This window comes from Paenibacillus taichungensis, assembly GCF_050994985.1.
Classification (GTDB): domain Bacteria; phylum Bacillota; class Bacilli; order Paenibacillales; family Paenibacillaceae; genus Paenibacillus; species Paenibacillus taichungensis.
On the sequence record NZ_CP194720.1, the window covers coordinates 4,591,509 to 4,612,158 of the forward strand.

At 43.2% G+C, this 20,650-nt stretch carries 18 protein-coding genes; 2 read left to right on the forward strand and 16 right to left on the reverse strand.

The genetic code is table 11. From position 1 onward, the window contains the following. The first annotated feature begins 42 nt into the window (after positions 1-42). Positions 43-933 carry a non-homologous end-joining DNA ligase gene (gene ligD / locus ACR1R9_RS20785; RefSeq protein ID WP_076291517.1) on the forward strand — a complete coding sequence of 297 codons (891 nt, stop codon included), beginning with the start codon at positions 43-45 and terminating at the stop codon, positions 931-933. 59 nt (positions 934-992) lie between these two features. Here ligD and ACR1R9_RS20790 read toward each other — a convergent pair whose 3' ends face one another. Further along, complete coding sequence (locus tag ACR1R9_RS20790) at positions 993-1,901, reverse strand: YitT family protein (RefSeq protein WP_053783466.1); 909 nt, start codon at positions 1,899-1,901, stop codon at positions 993-995. A 355-nt stretch (positions 1,902-2,256) separates the two neighbouring features. Further along, on the reverse strand, positions 2,257-3,696 hold the full coding sequence (gene cls / locus ACR1R9_RS20795; protein ID WP_433922842.1) for a cardiolipin synthase: 1,440 nt from the start codon (positions 3,694-3,696) through the stop codon (positions 2,257-2,259). Positions 3,697-4,071: 375 nt separating this feature from the next. On the opposite strand from cls, the gene ACR1R9_RS20800 reads away from it, so the two are divergent. Then, a complete protein-coding gene (locus tag ACR1R9_RS20800) occupies positions 4,072-5,418 on the forward strand; it encodes a hemolysin family protein (protein ID WP_099855846.1) in 1,347 nt (448 codons plus the stop codon). Positions 5,419-5,561: 143 nt separating this feature from the next. Here the strand turns inward: ACR1R9_RS20800 and ACR1R9_RS20805 are convergent, their stop codons facing one another. The 14 genes from ACR1R9_RS20805 to ACR1R9_RS20870 all read right to left on the reverse strand — a co-directional run bounded on the left by ACR1R9_RS20805 (position 5,562) and on the right by ACR1R9_RS20870 (position 20,630). Then, positions 5,562-7,151, reverse strand: a complete 1,590-nt coding sequence (locus tag ACR1R9_RS20805; RefSeq protein ID WP_433922841.1) for an alpha/beta hydrolase family protein — start codon at positions 7,149-7,151, stop codon at positions 5,562-5,564. 52 nt (positions 7,152-7,203) lie between these two features. Next, positions 7,204-8,304, reverse strand: a complete 1,101-nt coding sequence (locus tag ACR1R9_RS20810) for a DUF1648 domain-containing protein (protein ID WP_433922840.1) — start codon at positions 8,302-8,304, stop codon at positions 7,204-7,206. Between the two features lie 24 nt (positions 8,305-8,328). Beyond that, a complete protein-coding gene (locus ACR1R9_RS20815) occupies positions 8,329-8,724 on the reverse strand; it encodes a GntR family transcriptional regulator (protein WP_076291512.1) in 396 nt (131 codons plus the stop codon). A 201-nt stretch (positions 8,725-8,925) separates the two neighbouring features. Continuing rightward, complete coding sequence (locus ACR1R9_RS20820; protein WP_326065015.1) at positions 8,926-9,999, reverse strand: AI-2E family transporter; 1,074 nt, start codon at positions 9,997-9,999, stop codon at positions 8,926-8,928. A gap of 221 nt (positions 10,000-10,220) precedes the next feature. Continuing rightward, entirely contained in the window at positions 10,221-11,018 is a 798-nt protein-coding gene (locus tag ACR1R9_RS20825) for an ABC transporter permease (protein WP_433922839.1), read from the reverse strand. Next, positions 11,011-11,919, reverse strand: a complete 909-nt coding sequence (locus ACR1R9_RS20830; protein ID WP_076291510.1) for an ABC transporter ATP-binding protein — start codon at positions 11,917-11,919, stop codon at positions 11,011-11,013. The genes ACR1R9_RS20825 and ACR1R9_RS20830 overlap by 8 nt, the downstream gene beginning before the upstream one ends. Before the next feature lie 527 nt (positions 11,920-12,446). Beyond that, positions 12,447-12,965, reverse strand: coding sequence for a hypothetical protein (locus tag ACR1R9_RS20835; RefSeq protein WP_433922838.1), 519 nt, complete (start codon positions 12,963-12,965; stop codon positions 12,447-12,449). A gap of 87 nt (positions 12,966-13,052) precedes the next feature. Further along, positions 13,053-13,643: a VanZ family protein gene (locus ACR1R9_RS20840; protein ID WP_099855838.1), complete on the reverse strand. Its 591-nt coding sequence runs from the start codon at positions 13,641-13,643 to the stop codon at positions 13,053-13,055. 18 nt (positions 13,644-13,661) lie between these two features. After that, a complete protein-coding gene (locus ACR1R9_RS20845; RefSeq protein ID WP_433922837.1) occupies positions 13,662-14,579 on the reverse strand; it encodes an LCP family protein in 918 nt (305 codons plus the stop codon). A 39-nt stretch (positions 14,580-14,618) separates the two neighbouring features. Beyond that, entirely contained in the window at positions 14,619-15,950 is a 1,332-nt protein-coding gene (locus tag ACR1R9_RS20850) for a UDP-glucose dehydrogenase family protein (RefSeq protein WP_433922836.1), read from the reverse strand. Then, complete coding sequence (locus ACR1R9_RS20855; RefSeq protein ID WP_433922835.1) at positions 15,947-17,335, reverse strand: sugar phosphate nucleotidyltransferase; 1,389 nt, start codon at positions 17,333-17,335, stop codon at positions 15,947-15,949. The genes ACR1R9_RS20850 and ACR1R9_RS20855 overlap by 4 nt, the downstream gene beginning before the upstream one ends. A 49-nt stretch (positions 17,336-17,384) precedes the next feature. Beyond that, complete coding sequence (locus tag ACR1R9_RS20860) at positions 17,385-18,356, reverse strand: polysaccharide pyruvyl transferase family protein (RefSeq protein WP_433956387.1); 972 nt, start codon at positions 18,354-18,356, stop codon at positions 17,385-17,387. Beyond that, positions 18,349-19,734: a lipopolysaccharide biosynthesis protein gene (locus tag ACR1R9_RS20865; RefSeq protein ID WP_433922833.1), complete on the reverse strand. Its 1,386-nt coding sequence runs from the start codon at positions 19,732-19,734 to the stop codon at positions 18,349-18,351. Before ACR1R9_RS20865 ends, ACR1R9_RS20860 begins: the two co-directional genes overlap by 8 nt. Beyond that, a complete protein-coding gene (locus ACR1R9_RS20870; protein ID WP_310852208.1) occupies positions 19,734-20,630 on the reverse strand; it encodes a glycosyltransferase in 897 nt (298 codons plus the stop codon). Before ACR1R9_RS20870 ends, ACR1R9_RS20865 begins: the two co-directional genes overlap by 1 nt. Positions 20,631-20,650: the final 20 nt, after the last annotated feature.

Sequence of the window (20,650 nt, forward strand, 5' to 3'; positions counted from 1 at the left end):
TCCATTTAAAATTATACTTGCTCACCAGAGGAGGTGATATTCATGGCCCATACAATAAAGGGCACCATAACGATTAATGGAATGGAACTTACCGTGACCAATCCGGACAAGTTGTTATGGCCCGAAGCGGGTGTAACCAAGGCTATCTATTTGCAAAAGTTGGCGGCACTGGCCCCCTATCTACTGACGTACACCCGAAATCGGTTGCTCACCACGATACGTTATCCACATGGTGCAGGTGGCGAGTTTTTCTATCAAAAAAATGCCCCGGAGCCCGTTCCGGAGTTTGTACGAACTGAGATGCATGATGGGATACGATATGTAGTGATGAATGACCTTCCTGATCTGTTATGGCTTGGCAATTTGGCCGCTCTTGAGTTTCACCCTTCCTTACATGCTGTAGGCAGCCATCTGCCTTGCGAGTGGATGATTGATCTCGATCCTTCGCAGGAAGAAGAACCTCGCATCATGCAAGCTGCTCTGATCGTGGGGGAAACGCTAACTTCGCTTGGCCTTAGATCGGTACCGAAAACCTCCGGTGCCACAGGTGTACAGATTATTGTTCCGATCCGCCAAGGTGTAACTTTCGATGAATTAAGAGACATCGGTTATTTTGTAGGCAAATACGTCACTCAAAAACATCCGGATCTATTTACACTGGAACGACTAAAAAAAGACCGGGGGGATCGCATTTATTTTGATTACCTCCAGCATTACGGTGGCAAAACGCTCGCAGCTCCCTACACTCCCCGCGCCAAACCAGGCGGTACAGTGTCTACTCCTCTCACATGGGATGAAGTTCGGAACAACGTTTCGGTTAAGGATTACCACTTGATGAACATCGTGGAACGCTTGACGGAGACTGGAGATCTGATCGCAGCTGTCGACCCCCAGCCTGTTGAACTGATTATCCAGCATTTAAAACAAAAATAGCCGGTCACCCTCAAACCAAGGGTACCGGCTATTTTTTCGTTTACTCGTGATGAGATTCGCTAATGTATACCTTTTTTCTTGAAACGTCCGCCCTTCACATCGTGAATGTTACCTATTGCCACAAAGGCATGTGGGTCCCAATCTTCAACAATGGACTTCAGCTTAGCTTCTTCCAAACGGGTAATAACCACAAAGATAATTTTCTTCTCGTCTCCACTGAAGCCGCCCTCTCCATCCAGAAAAGTGACGCCACGACCCAGACGGTCGGTTAAGGCTGAACCAATATCACGGTACTTCTCACTGATAATCCATACCGATTTGGATTGATCCAATCCTTCATTCACAATATCAATCATCTTCATTGCAATATAATAAGCAATCATGGAATACAGGGCGTTTGGCCAGCCAAACACAAAACCTGCACCTGCAAAAATAAATACGTTAATGAACAATACGATCTGACCTACAGACAATGGTGATTTCTCACTCAACAGTATGGCTACAATCTCCGTACCATCCAGTGAACCGCCAGAACGAATGACGAGACCAACTCCAACCCCCAAGATCAATCCACCAAATACAGCCCCAAGCAGTGGTTCACCTGGCGTCAGTGCAGGAACGTGGTGTAACAATGACGTTCCAATGGACATTACAACGATCCCGAGCAGTGTGGACAACGCAAACGTTTTACCAATCTGTTTATACCCCAAAATCAGGAAGGGCAAGTTAAGCAAAGTCAGGAAAATTCCTAGTGGCAGATGTGTAAGCTCTGACACCATAATCGAGATCCCTGTTATTCCCCCATCAATAACGCCATTCGGCACGAGAAATACTTCGAGTGACACAGCCATCAGTGCAGCACCGACCAGAATCATCACAATGCGCTGCAGAAGCTTCAGTGAAAACACCGAGCTCTTCACATTACGGTCCGGCTTGGATGTTAGTTCTTTAACCGATACATTGGACATGGTATCCCCCCCGTTTTGATCAATATGTGAATCCATTTCATAAATCATTTAAGTACCCAGAGGAACCCTACATACAGAGGAACAACACCGTTCCAACGCTATATGCACCCGTTATAAAAGCACCTAAAGGCTATATGAAATGTATTCAAGTATGTCTTAATTCCGGTTGACAATTCCAAAAGAGAGCAAAAGAGAGCAAAAGGGAGCCTGTTTTCCCGCAGACTCCCCTCCTTCGCCAAGACATAATTTATATAAACATTATATCATAAAAGATCAAATTTGAGCAAAATAGTTAGCAAAAAGAAGATAAATTCACAAAAAGTGAACTTATCTTGAGAAATCCGCCTTATAACGGCTAAAGCAGCGGAGAAAGCATGCGAGAAAGCATTTCTGCCCCTTTTTCCCACCGTGAGCGCTGCTGAAACACCTTCACGTCAATCTGGCTGCATTCATTCAGATCACGTTCAAAATCCTCAGTCAGCCGGTCCATAGATGATGTCTCGAACAACACTGCGGTTAACTCAAAATTGCAGAAAAAGCTGCGCATATCCATATTGGCTGTACCTACCGTTGCAAGCAAATTATCCACAATTAAGACCTTGGCATGCACAAAACCTTTGCGATATTGATAGAACTTCACTCCCGCACGCAACAATTCTTCGACATAGGACATAGAAGCCAAATGCACCAGCCGCGAATCCGATTGATACGGAATGATGATTTTCACATCCACCCCACTGACGGCAGCCGTCTTGATTGCTTCGTACAAAGCGGGGTCCGGAATGAAATAGGGTGTTGTGATGTATATGCGTTCACATGCCACGGAAATCGCCCCAAAGCACATTTCCTGAATGGCATCCCAGTCCTGATCCGGCCCGCTGGACAGAATCTGAATCCGCTCTTCCCCACTGCAAATATGTGGCGGGAACAGCTCTGTCAGCTGAGGCTCTGTAATCTGCTCGCCGGAAGCGAGCTTCCAATCGTTCAAGAACGTACTTTGCAGGAAATATACGGCATCTCCCTCAATCTGTACATGGGTATCACGCCAGAATCCAACCTCCGGATATTGCCCAAGATAATCATCACCTATATTAATCCCACCCACAAATCCAATCCTTCCATCCACCACAACAATTTTACGGTGATTCCGGTAATTCACTCTTCGGTCAATCGTAGCAATGAGCGGTGGCAGAAAATAATGAAACTCCACGCCTGCGTCCTGAAACTTGCGAATAAAGCTCCAGCTCATCTTGTGACTGCCAAGTCCATCGCAGATCAAACGTACTTTGACACCTTCCTTTGCCTTGCGAATCATCACATCCTGAAACTTTGTACTGATGACATCATCTCGAAATATATAAAATTCAACATGCAGATGGTGCTCTGCCTGTTCCATGGCCCTCAACATGGTTCCAAATGTCTCTTCACCATTCGTCAGTACCTGGCTCCGGTTGCAGCCTGTAATCGGGCTCTCAGACAGGTGTGTCAGCAGGTTAAACAAACGATGCTGATGATTGTATCGGCCGCCCGACATCTGATCCGCATGCTCGACAATATGAGCCTGCTCCCAGATCGTTTCCCGTATTTCACGAAAGATTCGCGAACCGCCTTTACGGACCTTCTTGCGTTTGCTGTAGTCCTGGGCGACAAAATAATACACAACAAAGCCGATCAAGGGTACACAGAATAAAATAAAAAGCCATGCCACAGCTTTCGCCGGATTACGGAATTCCAGCAACAGAATGGTGGCTGCCTGAAAAGTAAATACGAGCAATATAATGACCAGCCAAAACATTCGGCTTCCTCCTCATGGCAAGGTGTATCCTTGCCGTTCTCTCTCACTGTACAAGCTTTGACGATAAAGCCTTTAGCTAATCATTAGATACCCAATGTATGCACTGTTCGTAACGTTTGCTTAGATAAAATGTTACATACACAGCTGATTGTAGCGGCGCTCAGCCAGTTCATTCCATTCTTCGACGTTGTATATTCTGACTGTGTTCCCCTCTACATATGATTCATTCCAGTATGCGGATCAGCATTCCATCGCCATTTCGAGCACACGGCCTTCCAGACTCTTCCTCTTTTCTTGATCGGAAGGTGGTCTTCTTACGTAAAATTAGATATAATATTCGTTAAAAACTTATTACTTAAAGGAGAAGACTAGTTAATGGACAGTGAGAGGTATGCGTTAAATTTAGCATTGGTTGCGATTTTGATAGGGTTTTCGGCATTTTTTGTAGCGGTGGAATTTGCACTCGTAAGGATTCGCCCGAGCCGGATTGACCAAATGATTGCAGAAGGAAACAAGCGTGCCTTGGCTGTTAAACAAGCCGTTGCCAACTTGGATGGATATTTGTCCGCCTGTCAGTTGGGTATCACGATTACATCTCTGGGACTGGGCTGGCTGGGAGAACCCACGGTTGAGAAAATTCTTCATCCTGTGTTCGAAAGCATGCACATGCCGGAGGCAGTTTCTTCATTCTTATCGTTTGTTATTGCGTTTGTCGCCATCACATATTTGCATGTGGTAGTTGGTGAACTTGCACCTAAAACGATTGCAATCCGTAAAGCCGAAGCCGTTGCTCTGCTGACGTCTACACCTATCATCTGGTTTAACCGAATTATGTATCCTTTTATCTGGCTGTTAAACAGCTCAGCGAATCAACTGGTCAAATTGTTCGGAATCAAACCTGCATCAGAACATGAAGATGCGCACTCCGAAGAAGAATTACAGATTATCATCAATGAAAGCTTTGAGAGCGGCAAAATCAACCAAGCTGAGTTCGGATATGTAAGCCGGATTTTTGCTTTTGATGAGATGCTTGCCAAAGAAATCATGGTACCCCGGACTGATATGGTCTGCCTTTATGTCAATAGATCGAACGAGGAAAACCTGGATATTATCCGGCAAGAACAATACACCCGTTTTCCAGTAGTAAATGAGAGCAAAGACGATATTATCGGTATCATTAATACCAAACAATTTTTCCTGGAGTTATACGGAAACGACGAACCTGTCGATCTGTCTTCCCTGATTCAGCCGGTATCGGCTGTTCACGAAACGACACCGGTCAAGGATCTGCTCAAAAAAATGCAGAAGGATGGCGTGCATATTGCCGTTCTGGTTGATGAGTATGGAGGTACTTCCGGGATTGTAACGATTGAGGATGTGCTTGAACAGATTGTCGGTGAAATCCGGGATGAGTTTGACGCAGACGAAGTCGAGGATATTCAGGTCATCAATGAAAACTATGTCATTATGGATGGCAAGGTGTCCTTGTCCAAGGTTAACGACATGTTCACGTCAAACCTGGATGCTGACGAATGGGATACCATTGGGGGATGGCTTTATAGCCATCGTCCAGAGATGAATGAACAGGAAGAATATGAGTTCGAGAATCTGACCTTCGTTTTGCTGGAAAAAGACAAAAATCGCTTCTACAAAGTCGCCGTTGTTCCTAAGGAACCACTGACCATGTCCGACTACACTGATGAAGACGAGAAGAGAGCCTAATTGGGCTAAATAAAGCAACAACTTCATATATAATAAGAAGAGCACTTGCCTACTTTGGTAAGTGCTCTTCTTATTATTTCTGGCTGAATGTGTTACTTCCCCATGTTATCACTCAACCAGAATGGAACTTACCGTCCCATTTTTTAATTTGATTTTAATACCCACTTCGCAATATCATCGATAATGACTTTGGAGACATTAGATGGCTCAGTGTACTCTTGACCAATCGAAAGTCCATCATAGCTGGATAAAAGGTGATTTACCTTTGGATAGCTATTGTATGTCACATTGGAATGATCTTGAAGAGCCGATTTCCAGTTCTCGAATTGATTCATAGACACTTGCACATCATTTTCGCCTTGGATAATAAGCATAGGGGTATTTTGTGTTTTAGCCAGTTCCGCAGGCACATAATCTCTCTGTTCAAACCACCAATAAGCAGGTTGAAGCGGAAATGCCTCAGGAAGATGATCTATAGAGTATTGAGAATCTTTAACGATCGCAGCAACATTTTTATAAAAAGCAGCTTGTTCTTTAATAATCTTCGTGTCTAAACCTAGCCGCTCCATCCGGTCTACCAATTCGCCTTGCTGCTCGGTAAGCACATCCACAAAGCTGCTGCTTGGTGCAGCAAGCAGAACACTTCCTGCAATATCATGCTGATTATCGTCAGCAATGATTAACGGTACTGCAAACCCGCCTTGACTATGTCCAGCCACAAAAATCGCTGTAGGATCAATATTTGGATTCTTTTTAAGCAAATCTACTGCATCGGCTACCTGATTTACACTTTCTTGTTTTAACGTGAATTTAGGCTGTGAAGCGACCTTATAGGTATGCTCATATGTGACCTTATCATATCTTAATACAGCAACTCCTTGTGAAGCTAAACCTACCGCAAGATCGCGAAATGGCTTTGCACCACCAATGGCAGCATCTTGATTGCTAGGCCCAGATCCGTGTACCAGAATGACAACCGGGAAAGGTCCCTCTCCCTTGGGCAAAGTTAATGTCCCTGGCAAAGCCAAATCACCCTGACCAACGGTAATATCTTGCTCTGTATAAGCAGATGGATCGTCATAGCTTGGTTTTTGATAAACATCTGGCGTAGCGGCCGCAATGTACAAGTCATCCACAAGTTCGTTATGATTCATTCTGACCGTAATATTTAAACGAGTCAGCTCAGTTTTAAAAGTATAGGTAACATTGCGATGCACTGTGTTATTTTCTACGTGTTTAGCTATGGCTTCACTTGAAATTTTTCCATTTTGACCTTCTAATGCTGCCCATAGCTGACTCAACAGCGTGGGTGACAACACTCCGCTAACAGAGGTATGAACATACTTCGCAGCTTCCTTGCCATTGCCCTCACTAATAAGTGAAATGAATATATCCTCAGGTGCTGCCTTCAGTGTCTCGGTAAGAAATCTCCCATCCATAAAGGTAACTCCTTTCGTTAGCTCAACAGGATTGTCTAAGGGTAAGACTTGCCCATTCACAATCGCCTGTTTCTCTCCTACCTTAACTACAATAGTAAGCTCATTTTTTCGTATTGTGATTTGTCCTGTTGTTTGTTGCCAAGAAACTTCTGCCCCATTCTTTTCTGCAATCTCACGAATAGGAACTAAAGCTTTGCCATCAGCGGTTTGTTCAGTAGCTGCTGAGATAGATGTTACTGGCAGGATGAGACATGCAGAAATAAGAGAAAATAATAGCTTTTTCCAATTGTTCATCGTAATAACTCCCCCTAAGCAATTTTTATTATATGCATAGACATATGAGCGTTTATTGGCTCAGGACTATACTTATAACAACAATAGCAATGATGAATAACAACAGGACCCAAGATAGTGGACGAGCGAAGTTAATAGTCCAGCCTATTCCATAACGTTTTTCTACGGTAAAAGAAGGATCATTGCTATTGAAGTAAATAAAACCAAACTTCCAATTATCATCGTCATTCACAGGCTGCTCCTTGGATCTTTCACGACCCTCTTGATGATTCCGAATTTCCCCACCGCCTTGTCTGCCTGTGAGAGACAGCAACACAGCGCCTAAGACGATCACCACAGGGGTGATGAAGCTAATAGCTGTCAACAAGACCAGATTAGGGACGAACATATTGATCTGAATGAAGGCAAATAAAATGGTAAGAAGTAACCCTGTTATGATCGTAAATAGGGACCATTTACGGCGGAATTGAATATTTTTAGCAGCAAATCGGGCAGGATCAGACGGGGTAAGCTGTTGTTTGCTTGTTTTAATACTCCAGTTCACCAACATCATAAGTGCAATGATTCCTAGCTGTACAAGATTAATAGCCAGTACCGAAAGGTAGGTTTTAGGCACACTGGAAGTGACATTGCCCTGAAGATCATATTTCATTGGAATGATGTTAGGTAGTGCCTTATAATTCACGATCGAAATGATCGCAATGGCTACAATAATAGCAAAGTGAATGAGAAACCAATAGTTGGAATAGGTGAGCTTGTTTTGGCGGAAGGTGGTATCAATTTTAACCCGTTGAGGTGCTTCTACAGTTGTAAGTGTTCCCTTTAGCTTTTTCATCTTGAAATGAAATATCATATTTAGTGCTGCCCAGTACACAATGAATATCATTGTACAAACACCGGTAATCATTGCGGTAGACTCTTCATTAGCAGATCGGAGTAAATACAGACAGACAAGTATAACAATCCCGTTCCCGATCAGGCTTACTGTAGCAAACATACTCCGGAGCTTACGTAAGATGGGTGTGTAATAATTATATTCACTTACCGTAACCCCAAAGCTGATGGTTTCCCTTGTCAAATATGGTGCAAAGGATAGAAGTAAGGCTAATGGAGCAAAGATTAAAATAATAGGTAATATACTAAATAGTTGCATATATAACACACTCCCTTGATTCTTTTACTCTTTGTTGTGACCCATCTTTACATCATCATACATTTGGTCTAATACCGCAGATAGTTCCTCTTTGGTCATTCCGCGACATATCGCTTCGGCAATAATCGGTCTTAATTCTCTCTGCTGCTTTTTCAAAAAATCATCTGTTAAATCAGGCATTCCATCAGGGTTCACTACGACTCCCTTTTGTCTATGAACTAGAATGTATCCATCTTGCTTGAGTAGTGTATAAGCCTTATTGACCGTATGAAGGTTAACCCCAATATCTGCTGCCAAATTTCGAACCGAAGGTAGCGCCTCACCTAGCTGTAACTCCCCACTGGCAATGCCTTCAATAATTTGATAAACGAGTTGCGAATAGATGGGAAGTTCGGATTGCATATCCAGTTGAATAATCAAGAGTCCACCTTCTTTTTTGTTATCTGTTATATATAAAGTATAACAGATATAACACGAGTGAACAATAAGTATGAAAAAAAGCCGCATATCAATCGCGAGGGCAAGTTACCTGACCCTTCACCATTGATATGCGGCTTATCCATGTGTTTCAAGAGTAAACATTAGTGGTGACACATGACAGAGTTGTATTTCAAATTCCATTCAAATTTCAGTCTTATCTTCGACAATCCGATAATGGATTTTGCGAACTATAATTTTCAGAATCATATACAGCGGAATAACGATAATCATACCAAGAATGTTCCCCAGGTCTGCACCTACAAGCAGTAAGATGACGGTAGTTAACGGATGAATGTCCAACTGTTTGCCATAGACATAAGGAGAGATCAGATTGTCCTGAATTTGCTGGGCGATGACAATGATGACAAGCGACCAGATCGCCATTGAAGGTGATTCGATGAACCCCACAATAACGACAGGAATGGCTGCCAGCAAGGCCCCTACATAAGGAATGAAATTCAGAACAATGGATACGGCCGTCAGTAGTAAAGCATATGGCAAACCGAGAAAGAGAAAACCAATATACATCAGGATGCCCAATGCTACATTGACAATGACACGACCTACAATGTAGCTGCTTAAGGCTTCGTCAATTTCATGGACCGTCTCTTCTCCATCTTTACGGTAACGTCTCGGGAGCAACAGTGTAAGATTGGTTCCAAATTTGCTGCCCTCCTTGAGCATGTAATACAGCATAATCGGGAACGTCGCCAGAATGATAACCAGATTGGATACAACCGAGAACAATCCGGATACGTAATCCGTTACCTGGGCAATTCCTTGACTTAGAAAATCAGAGAAACGTGAGAACAGATCGGAATCCTCAGGTATATATTTTGAAAGGAAACCGCTCTTCTCAAATTCAGCCAACTGATCACTGAGCGAAGTAACCAGTACCGGGGCATTCTCCACAAAATTCAACAGTTGTTCACGCAGTGAAGGCCATACAAGCACACTGAATCCTGCCATAATCAGCGCAATCACCACGTAAATAATAAGAACTGACAGTGCACGCTTCATTTTGTGCCGTTCCATATAGTCGACAAGCGGACGCAGCAGATAATAGAAAAAACCGGCAATCAGCAGCGGAATGATGATGATGTGAATCAGCGAGGTCAGGGGGCTGAAAATAAAGTTGACTTTATCCCCCAAATACACGATGAGCAGCAGCAAAATAATTGCTGTGCATATACGGTAAAACTTGTTGTTTATCAAGAAACGTGATCCCTCCATACGCTGCTCTGCCAAATACGACTGCGGCGATAATATGTATGTATTGCAACTTAATACAGCTTGGGCAGCGTGTTCCATTCCAAGTCGTATTCTCATGTATTATTATATGTACCCTTAAATGCTAGTCATGCCACAGCGGATGCTGAATATACTCTCTTTTCTATCCCGAAATAGAAATTGGGCAAAAAAAAAGAAGCAGGCGATTAGCCTGCCACATCTCTTTTGTTGAATACAACCCATGAGATCAACATGAAAATGACATAATATACAGCTAGAACAGCAATAGAAAAGCCAAGTGTCATACCTGCATTTCCATCGCCGCCAAGCAATCCATAATCCGCCGCTGAATTCATATAGCGACTGAGATCCATGTTATTGAACAGAACATACTTGGCCCATTCGTAACGAACGGGATTGAAGATCAATGAGAACAAATTCTGTGTAAACATGATAAATAGAGACAAACCGATGGCCAGAGCTCCCGAACGAAACACTGAGGAGACCATAAAGGCAATAGCGAGCGTAATAAACAAGTCCACGTACAGATATCCCCATAGTGCAAATGCATGTGATGCAGAAGCACCGCTTCCATCCGGAGTTACGGAATGAGAGAACAGCATATACGACATTACGGTTGCCAGAATAACAACAAGTAACGTACTCAAAATACTGAACCCAATCACGGACAAATATTTGGATGCCAGTATTTTGCTGCGCGACCACGGACGAATCAGCAGAAGTTTAATCGTTCCCCAGGTGAACTCACCAGCTACCGCTTCAGCTGCAATAACGACACAGAAGATGGTATTCAGGAAAAAGACAATCTGAACGGTTGTAATAGCTGCTTGCCAGTATGGGACCTCACTAGATCCCATGCCTTCCTTGAGCAGAACCGGCATCAACAGCGAAATCAATGCCAGAATGGATAACATAATCCAAGTACGCGGACGACGGAAAATTTTCATGTTTTCATTCATAATGAGATTGCCGAAATTACTCAATGCTTCCGCCCCCAGTCACCTGCAAAAATTGATCTTCCAGCGTATGGGTTACGTTACGGATACCATATACCTGAAACCCTTCACTGACCAGCCTCGCATTCAAGTCCGGAATCTGCTCACGAGATAAGCGAACCACAATGGCATTGCCCTGAACTGTAGCTTCGCTAATTCGTTCGGCTGCACGTGATGCATCATTTACTTCAAAAGCAACTTCAGTAAGTACGTCCACTCCTGCCTCAGCTTTTAGATTTCTTACATCAATCAATTTGCCATTTTGGATAATCGCAACGGTATCACACATCAATTCCATCTCGGACAGCAAGTGGCTGGATACAAAGACTGTAATCCCTTCCTCCTGACAGAGCTGGCGCAAATAATCCCTAAGTTCCCGTATTCCCTGCGGATCAAGTCCGTTGGTGGGTTCATCCAATACCAATAACTTTGGTTTATGTAATATGGCTTGGGCCACGCCCAAACGCTGGCGCATACCTAGTGAATAGGTCTTTACCTTGTCATGAATGCGTGCTGTAAGCCCAACACGTTCAATCGTCTCGGCAATGCGTTCTTTCGTAATACCAGGTGACATCCGGGCAAAGTGAACGAGATTCTGATATCCAGTCAGAAACTTGTACATTTCTGGATTCTCAACAATAGCCCCAACCTGAGCTATGGCTTGCTCAAATTCATTCTTCACACTGTGTCCCGAAATAATGATATCTCCTTGACTGATGGACATCAGCCCTACCATCATTCGAATCGTTGTTGTTTTTCCCGCCCCATTGGGTCCTAAAAAACCAAAAACCTGCCCCGGAGAAATATCCAGAGTCAGGTCACTGACCAATGATCGGGAGGAGATGATTTTACTGACGCCCTGAAGACGGACGACCGGCTCCTGTTGCATTCCATTTCCTCCTTCATCAACGGACACTCACATCATGCCCGCTTCTCATATGAAGATAGTGTATCATAATCTTTAGTATATTGTCCCGCAAACTGGGATTTCCCCTGACGTTTCGTATGAACTACACACGCTTCACAGCATCCAAGCGGCATCTCACTCCGATAAAATCCGGTGCGAAATACGTGATTGCCTCCACAGTCCTCTTCCTTTAGTTCGACAGAGCCCCTAGCGACCGACACAATCATCCCACAACTGACACAGTAAAAGCGGTCCGTTTCGATCAATGATATTCCTTCCCCTCACAAGGAGCATTGAAGTCCCTGTTATTTGTCGTTAGACGCTGAATTTTGATACAATTTGTATCTAACTCGTAATTTACTTGACACCGGGACTAATGTCAACCCCTTACAGGTTTAAAAAGAAATGAAATGCAAAAAAAGCTCCATAAATGCGACTAAAGTCTCGCATTCATAGAGCCTTTTCAAGTACTAATGATACAATTCGGTACATAGTATGGGTTAATACTATCATTCGGTTTTCTCATGCTCAGTCTCGGTATCTCCATTCTTCGGATAATACCAAAGCAATGTCCAATCGTCCCCATCCTTTACGATATAACAATTCTGCACGATTTTAAATTGACCAAAGGTTCCCGTAAACTTCTGGGTAACACCAATGCGATACGCCTCTGCAAATGGTTTAACGTCATCAATTACCGTAACGTCAAACTCCCGCTCCGGTTTTTCCATCTCCAGATCAAAGGTTTCGACTCCAAAATGCTGCATGAAAATATGCGCTCTGGACTGTAAATAGGCGCTTTTGGGAAAGCGCTCTTTCATTAATGGATGAAACAACTCCCATGAACTGCCGAAATCACCTGTCTGCTCATATTTGTAAAACTCTTGGGCAATGGCAGCAGCTTCATCAGGTGCATCTGCACGAAACAGATATGGGATGGTTCTGACTATGAGCCACAACAGCAGCAGCACAAGTGCAATGAATCCGATCTTTTTAAGTAACGCATTCCGGTTCCTTCTTCGCAGCATGCATCGTCCCCCTTGTCCTACTTCCATACTTATGATGGATGGCAAGCAAGTAGAAGCGGGAACTAGCGGGCAGCATTTCCTGGGAAATCACTTTCTTTTGACTGCCGATCGCCTTGAAGACCTGAATCTTCTGAAAACGACATTAACCCCTATATATAAGGCAATTCCGCCACATCCGCCAAGCAGATCCACGCCGACATCACGGATTGAACTCGTCCGGTCAGGGCTGAACTGCTGAATATATTCATCAATGGAGGCGATAACCGCTACTACGACCAGGGCTGAAGCCATACAAGTGAACATGCGCATTTTCCTATACCTCAGCCCACCATAGATAAGCACCGCCAGCACAGCATATACAAATAAATGTGCACTTTTCCGAAAAATGAACTCAACAAAACCATACGGTCGCTGTCTTAAAGAATATTCAAGCTCACCGTATGTGAATTGCACATCGGGTAGTGCGTATCCGATCTTCACCTTTTCAGACCATTTATGCAGCCAAGGCTGGATGGTCTGCTGCTGATAAGATTGGGTCGAAAAGTGCCAAATCACCAGAACCCAGGCCACAATCAGCAGCACGGACAATATATAAACATAAGGTCGTTGTTTACGTCTATGCTTATGTCTTCTTTTCCCGTAATCCTCCTCCATAAGCAAGGTTCTCACCACTTTCATAAGCCTTTCATTTTCAGTTTATTTCTCCAAATGTTCTTCAATTATTCCGTGAATGCGATCCCTTTCCTGCTGATCCACGATGTAATAATAAATCCCATTGATTTTCTCGCCTTTACCCTTAATCTCCACCGTATCTACATTCTCCAGATCATTACGATAATCGAGGAGGAGTTCCTTCATTTCATCAAAAGTAACATCCGTTCTGACATGAGTACCTAGTTCATCCAGCATATTTTGGATATGAAGTACACTGGAGAATTGCATCGTATTCTTAAGCATCTGCTTCAGAACTTCACGCTGTCGATCATTACGCCCCAAATCCCCTTTCGGGTCATCATAGCGCATTCTTGAAAAACCGAGCGCAGCAACACCATCTAAATGAATATTCCCTTGATCGTAACGCTGGCCCTCATAATCAAATGCAAAAGGATTGTTTACGTCCACGCCACCGACCAGGTCAATGATTTTGGCAAAGCCCTCCATATCCACTTTCATATAATAATGAATAGGGACTCCCAAAAATTGCTCGACGGTACTTACCGACATGTCCACGCCTCCGAAGGCATAAGCATGATTGATCTTATCTACAGTGTTGTGTCCCACAATGTCTGTCCGTGTATCCCTCGGAATATTAAACATGAGCACTTGTTTTTTCCCGGGGTTCACACTCAATACGATCATCGTATCCGAGCGTCCTCGATCATTCGGACGTTCATCCACGCCCAAAATCAGTGCGTTAAAAGGCTCTTTGCTGTTGATGTCCACCTGTAGCCCACCTCTGCTATCTGTGACCGAGACGGGCTTTACAGGATTTCTAGGCTCATAAATTTGGTCAGCGGTTGATTTAACGGATTGGTAGAGATATATGGCATAACCAAACACAACAACTACAAAAAAGGAAACAATCCAGATGGTAACTTTCATCCACTTTTTCATGGGTTCTTCCTCACTCACATTCAAGATGATGAATAGCGGTTAAATGATTGCTGCCGTTTTCCCTTCCAGCTTCGTCAAACCCGGACGACCAACAGAATAATATTGAAGATTAGATGCCTGAACCTGTTCAGCACTATACAAATTACGACCATCAATCATAATAGGGTCCTTCATGATTTTGGCCAGTTCTTTCAAATCGATATGAGCGAATTCTTTCCATTCGGTCAACACGCACAAGGCGTCTGCTCCTTCAGCAGCGTGAAGTGGATGCTCTTCCCATGTGATGGAAGCTACATCTACCTCTTTACGAAAATTTGCAGTTGCGATGGGATCATAGGCCTTAATGACTGCTCCAGCATCACTTAAATGCTGAATGATATCGATCGCTGGAGCATCCCTCACGTCATCCGTCTCCGGTTTAAACGCTAATCCCCAGACAGCAATTGTTTTTCCTTTTAAAGATCCAAGCGCCTCTTCCAGTTTGTGAATGATATGAAAACGCTGATCTTGGTTTACTTGGACAACGGATTTTAACAGTCTGAAATCATAATCGACCATGCCTGCGATCTGAATTAAAGCCTGTGTATCTTTTGGAAAGCATGAACCTCCATAACCAATACCTGCCTTCAAAAAGGAAGCCCCTATACGCTTATCGTAACCCATGCCTTCGGCTACTCGTGTAACGTCAGCTCCTACTTTTTCGCATATATTCGAGATTTCATTAATGAATGAGATTTTGGTTGCGAGAAATGCATTGGAAGCATATTTAATCATTTCGGCTGATCGAATATCTGTAATGATCAAGTTCTCGGTCAATGGCCGATGAAGTTTTTTTAGTGTTTTAATCGCGCGATCACTGTTTGTTCCAATGACAATCCGGTCAGGATTCAGCGTATCATTAACCGCAGATCCTTCGCGGAGGAACTCGGGAACAGAAGCCACATCGAAAGGCTGAGATGAAATACTGCTAATCAGCTCGCGAACACGATCATTGGTGCCAACAGGAACGGTGCTTTTGGTCACGATAATTTTGTAGCTCTCAATATGGCTTCCAATCTCTATAGCTACCTGCTCCACATAGCTCAGGTTGGCTTCGCCGCTCGGAAGAGAAGGCGTGCCTACAGCGATAAAGATAATATCCGACTGGCTAATCGCTTCAGCAATATTGGAGGTGAACGATAGTTTTCCTGCTTTCATGTTGGAAGCCATCAACTCTTTGAGGCCTGGCTCATAGATAGGAACGTTGCCCTCGTTGAGCATTTCCACTTTGGCCTCATTGTTGTCCACACAGATGACTTGGTTGCCGATCTCCGAAAAACATACTCCTGATACAAGACCTACATACCCTGTTCCAATCACCGCGATATTCATCTTGTTTTCCCCCAATTCACGCAATTTTGGATAATATCTGCCCAATCCATCTCGATTCGCACGATATCCTCTTCCACCAGCTCACTGCCCATCTGAACTTCTATAATTTCAAGTTCGGTTACGGCTTTTACACTGTGTTTACTACCTGCCAGAATCGAAATGACATCCCCTTGATTAAGCAATCTCAGTTCACCATCCAGAATCAGTTCGCCTTGACCCGAAACAACTGTCCATACTTCATTTCGTTTGAGATGGTATTGATAAGAAAAATTTTTATCCGCCCCAACGATAATGCGTTTGGTTAATACCTCTTCTCCTCTGGCATTACGCGTGTAATCAAGCACTTTGTAACAACCCCAGCGGCGTTCCTCATACATAGGGCGTTGGGTATCATCCTTAAGAATCTCTTTAATCTGTGGACTTGCCTCTTTCTCACTAACCAGAATTCCATCCGGACTGGTCGCAACGATAAGATTGGAAACCCCCAACACACACACCGGAATATTCAACTCATTGATCAGATGTGTATTTACAGAGCTGTTCGTCATTACACCTTTGCCCACAATATGGGTACTCATCTCGTCCGTCAGCGTATTCCATGTGCCGAGATCTTTCCAATATCCCTCATAAGGTGTAACCACAATGTGACTGGCTTTTTCGACTACCTGATAATCGAAGCTAATTTTCTGTAATCTTCCGTATTGTTTCAGCATCTCTTCATACTGAATTGGCAGTTCAAGTGAGATCAGCAGATTAATCAGATAGTTCAGCTTGAATGCAAAAACCCCGCAATTCCAAAGGGCAGATTGTTCTATCATCTCTGCCGCTTCAGTCTCACAGGGTTTTTCTTGAAAACGTGATACTTTGGCGTAATGGTTATGTTTTTCGGTTTCATGGGGATCAGGAATAATATAACCGTATTTCTCTGAAGGATACGTGGGTTTTACCCCGATTAATGCGAGCTCCGCACCAGACTCAGCCAACACTCCTTCAAGCTCCGTAACTTTATAGAAAAAGGATTCCTCTACATAGGGATCAACGGGAAGTACAGCAACCGTTTCGTTCAGACTGACACCCTGTACCGAGTACAGATACACAGCTGCCAAGGCAATTGCGGGAAAGGTATCTCTGCGTTCCGGCTCTACGACAAGATCAACCTCATCTCCCAGTTGACTCCGTAAAATCTCCACCTGCGGCTTACTCGTTGCGATCGTGGCCTGTTCGCTTAATCCCGTATGCTGTAGTTGCCTCCACACCCGTTGAACCATGGATTCAGTTTGCCCTTCAGGGCCCTCCAGTACTTTCAGAAACTGCTTCGATCTCGTATCGTTGGATAAGGGCCATAATCTCTTGCCTGATCCACCGGAGAGAAGTACGATTCTCATGGTTATCACTCCACTCTCTATATTTTACACGCATTTGAGTCCGGTTTTTTTATACTGTTGCGGTTGTTTCCAAATACTTAGCTGTAGGTGGAGAGATCGTTTTTGAAGAGGTATCCATGTTTGCCGTGTTAACTTCATGAGTCCATATCCGATAATATCCAGAGTTTTTCCCGTAGGAGTTATCAATTAGCACATTGGGTTTTGCCATAAGGCAGGATAAGATGTGTCCGTGTAATCTGGAAGAATGAATCATGCGATAGTCCGCGAAACAGCGAATAGCCTTATTCACCAGATAATCACTATATTTCATCCATAAAAACTGTGAAATGGCTCGTGAAGCCCGCTTTTTCAGTCCTTTACTGATGTAGTAAATAAGTTTCTTTTCATATCTGTTATATAATGTTGGCCAATCTAAGTAGTCACCTTGCTGCTCTGTTGAAATCGAAGATTGAAGAGAGAGTTGTTCAATATCTGTTCTAAAGAAATTCAACTTTTCTTTACGCGGGGAACGTTTCAATTCAATTGGCCATAATTGATGTGCCATATCAGGAATTAAAGCCACCTCACAGTTGGGGAAATTCTCGGATGCAATTTGAAACGATATTTCATCTCTAACATATATATGGAGATCTGGATGTTGATTAAAAATGGCAGCGGTTCTATGAAGAGCAGACTGATCCTTATAAAATATCGTCTGAGGAAGAATCACAATCTTATGATTCGGATATTGCTGAACAATATTTTCTCTCAATTTTTGATGTGCTTCGTATAAATCGCCAAAATTCCCGCCACCATGGAGTACAATGATTTCATCTCGTGGTATTTCAACCTGATAATCAAAATCATAAACACTATATCTATGGGTGACGTGAATACGGTGGTCCTTAAAAAAAGTCTCTGTTCCTTTCATAATAAGAAGATCACCACAATTGCTATGGACAGGGTAATCAATATAATAAATTTTGGAATTAGAAGGTATGACCTCCAGTATGGATTCAAGCTGCTTTTTCAACTCATCCATGGGATGAATCCTTTGCACGTTTGACATCTTTTCCGGCTCCTTTGAGTATATTTTTCTCTCTCAATCTTTCCTTTAGAAAAGGAATATCTTCCTTGTTGTACAGCATCTTATGCATAGGCATTTTGAAAATAATGGATACAGATGCTAATGACATTAACATGCGAACAAAGGAACCGAGCAATAATGCTAACCCTATTCCGTATAAGCCCAGTAGTGGAGTGAGCACAAAAAATAAAGTAATGGTCACTGCCAATGCTACAATCTGCCGGAGTACAATTACCCCAGGTCTTCCCAACGCATTGAATGCCGAAGCCAGAATCCAGGATCCTCCGCCAACAATGCATTCCAGAGATAACAAATAAAACACACCGCTAGCTTCAAGAAATTCCGATCCGAACAGTATTCCAATAAAAAAACGACCAATCAGCATACTAGGTATGATGATGATCGTCATAAGAACCATACTAATACGGAAGGCTCTGCCTACTAGAGTCAATACCTTCTGCTGCTCCATGCCTGCGACCTTCGGAAAGATCACATTCGTTATCGCAGTCTGAACCACGTTAAACATTCGGGAGAGGGCAAAAACAACCGAATATAACCCAAAATCTTTGGGTGTAAGTAAAGCCAAAATAATTATTTTATCAAACTGGTTATACAAAGTACCAAGCAGCTCCACACCGTATACTCGAATACCATAACTGAATAGGTGAATACAGGTTCTCAATTGACCTGCCAGCTTGCTTACTGAACTGAATATTTGCTGCCTCATGGCATACATGTAACAGATTAATACAAGTACATTGGCTGCAAAACTAACAATAATTGCTCTTTCCACCGTCAATACGCCTGTTATCCACAGCAACACCAGACCAACAAGATTAAATAAGGGGGCAAACAGCCTCGATAGATTATAAATATGGAATTTATCCGTTCCTTGGGCGGCGGCTGCAAGCACTCCCATAAAAAGCATTACAGGAACCATGGATACCGTATACCAGCGCGCAATGGAAACGACCGATTCCGAATATCCGGAGAGCCAGAAAGAGATGCCAAACCAACTTACAACCCCAGCTATCAAGCTGATTGGAATTTGAACCGCAAAACTCATGCTGATGTACGTTGGCAATTGATTTATGTTCTTTTTCACATTGTAGATTAACGAGGTTGGCAGGCCAAATGCAGCCAGACCAGATATAAAGGCGGGCCAGAACAGTACAGCAGCAAGTTCACCTTTACCGGTTGCCCCGAACATTCGGGCTGTAATAATAGAAGTGAGAGTCGTCACAGCCATAATAAGAATATTGGCAACACTGGTCATAAAAATGGTCTGGACCATACTACGTTGTCTTGGATTTTTGGCAACAGCCATGTTCATCAGGTGTTCAGTCCTCTGCTGTTCCGGAAAGACCCTACGATCGTTCCGTTACGATAAGATATCTTAGCCATTTCACTCATTACCTTTTGGACATTATTAAAAGAGATTAAAATTAATAACGCCGCCTGAACAATTCTTACAGTATGCTTGAATATTCCCCATCCACTCTTCTTATAACGTGTTGCATCACTTATGCCTTGCCAGTAAACTCTTCGCAGTAACCAACGTTTAGTTAGCCTACTTTTTGCTATTTTGTGCTCTACAATAGCGTATGGACTGTAAAAAACTTTATACTCTAGACGAACTCGACCAATTAGCTCGCTTTCTTCACTTGACATTAAGTTGCTACCTACACGTCCCAAATCTTCTCTAAATGGTTTAATCTGCTGAAAAATACTCATCCTGAAAGCTACATTAGCACCAAAAGGAATAGAGGGTGCCTGCATTTCCACAATTTCGTTAGAAAAATCCATCAGCGTGTACAGACTAACGATATCATGTGGTATCCAATCAGGCTTTCCGCCCTCCCAGATAGGTACTATTTTTCCACCAACACAACCAATTTGGGAATCCATATCAAAAATTCTAACGACTTCTTTAATCCAGGTAGCACACGCTAGTGCGTCATCATCCAGGAATAAAATGAACTCTCCTTTCGCTTCCTGTATCGCTCTATTTCTTGCATAGGATAATCCTAATTGAGGCTCGAAAATATAGCGAACATGCGCTGGCATGTTAAGAGAGTCGAATAATTCTTTTGTGTTATCAGTTGAATTATTATCAATAACCAGAATCTCGTAATCATCATTACCCGTGTCCCCATTCAAAACACTTTCAACAGCCTGCATCGTGTCTATTGCTCTGTTGTGTGTGCAAATGGATACTGAAGCCCTCATTATCTCACCCCAAATATACA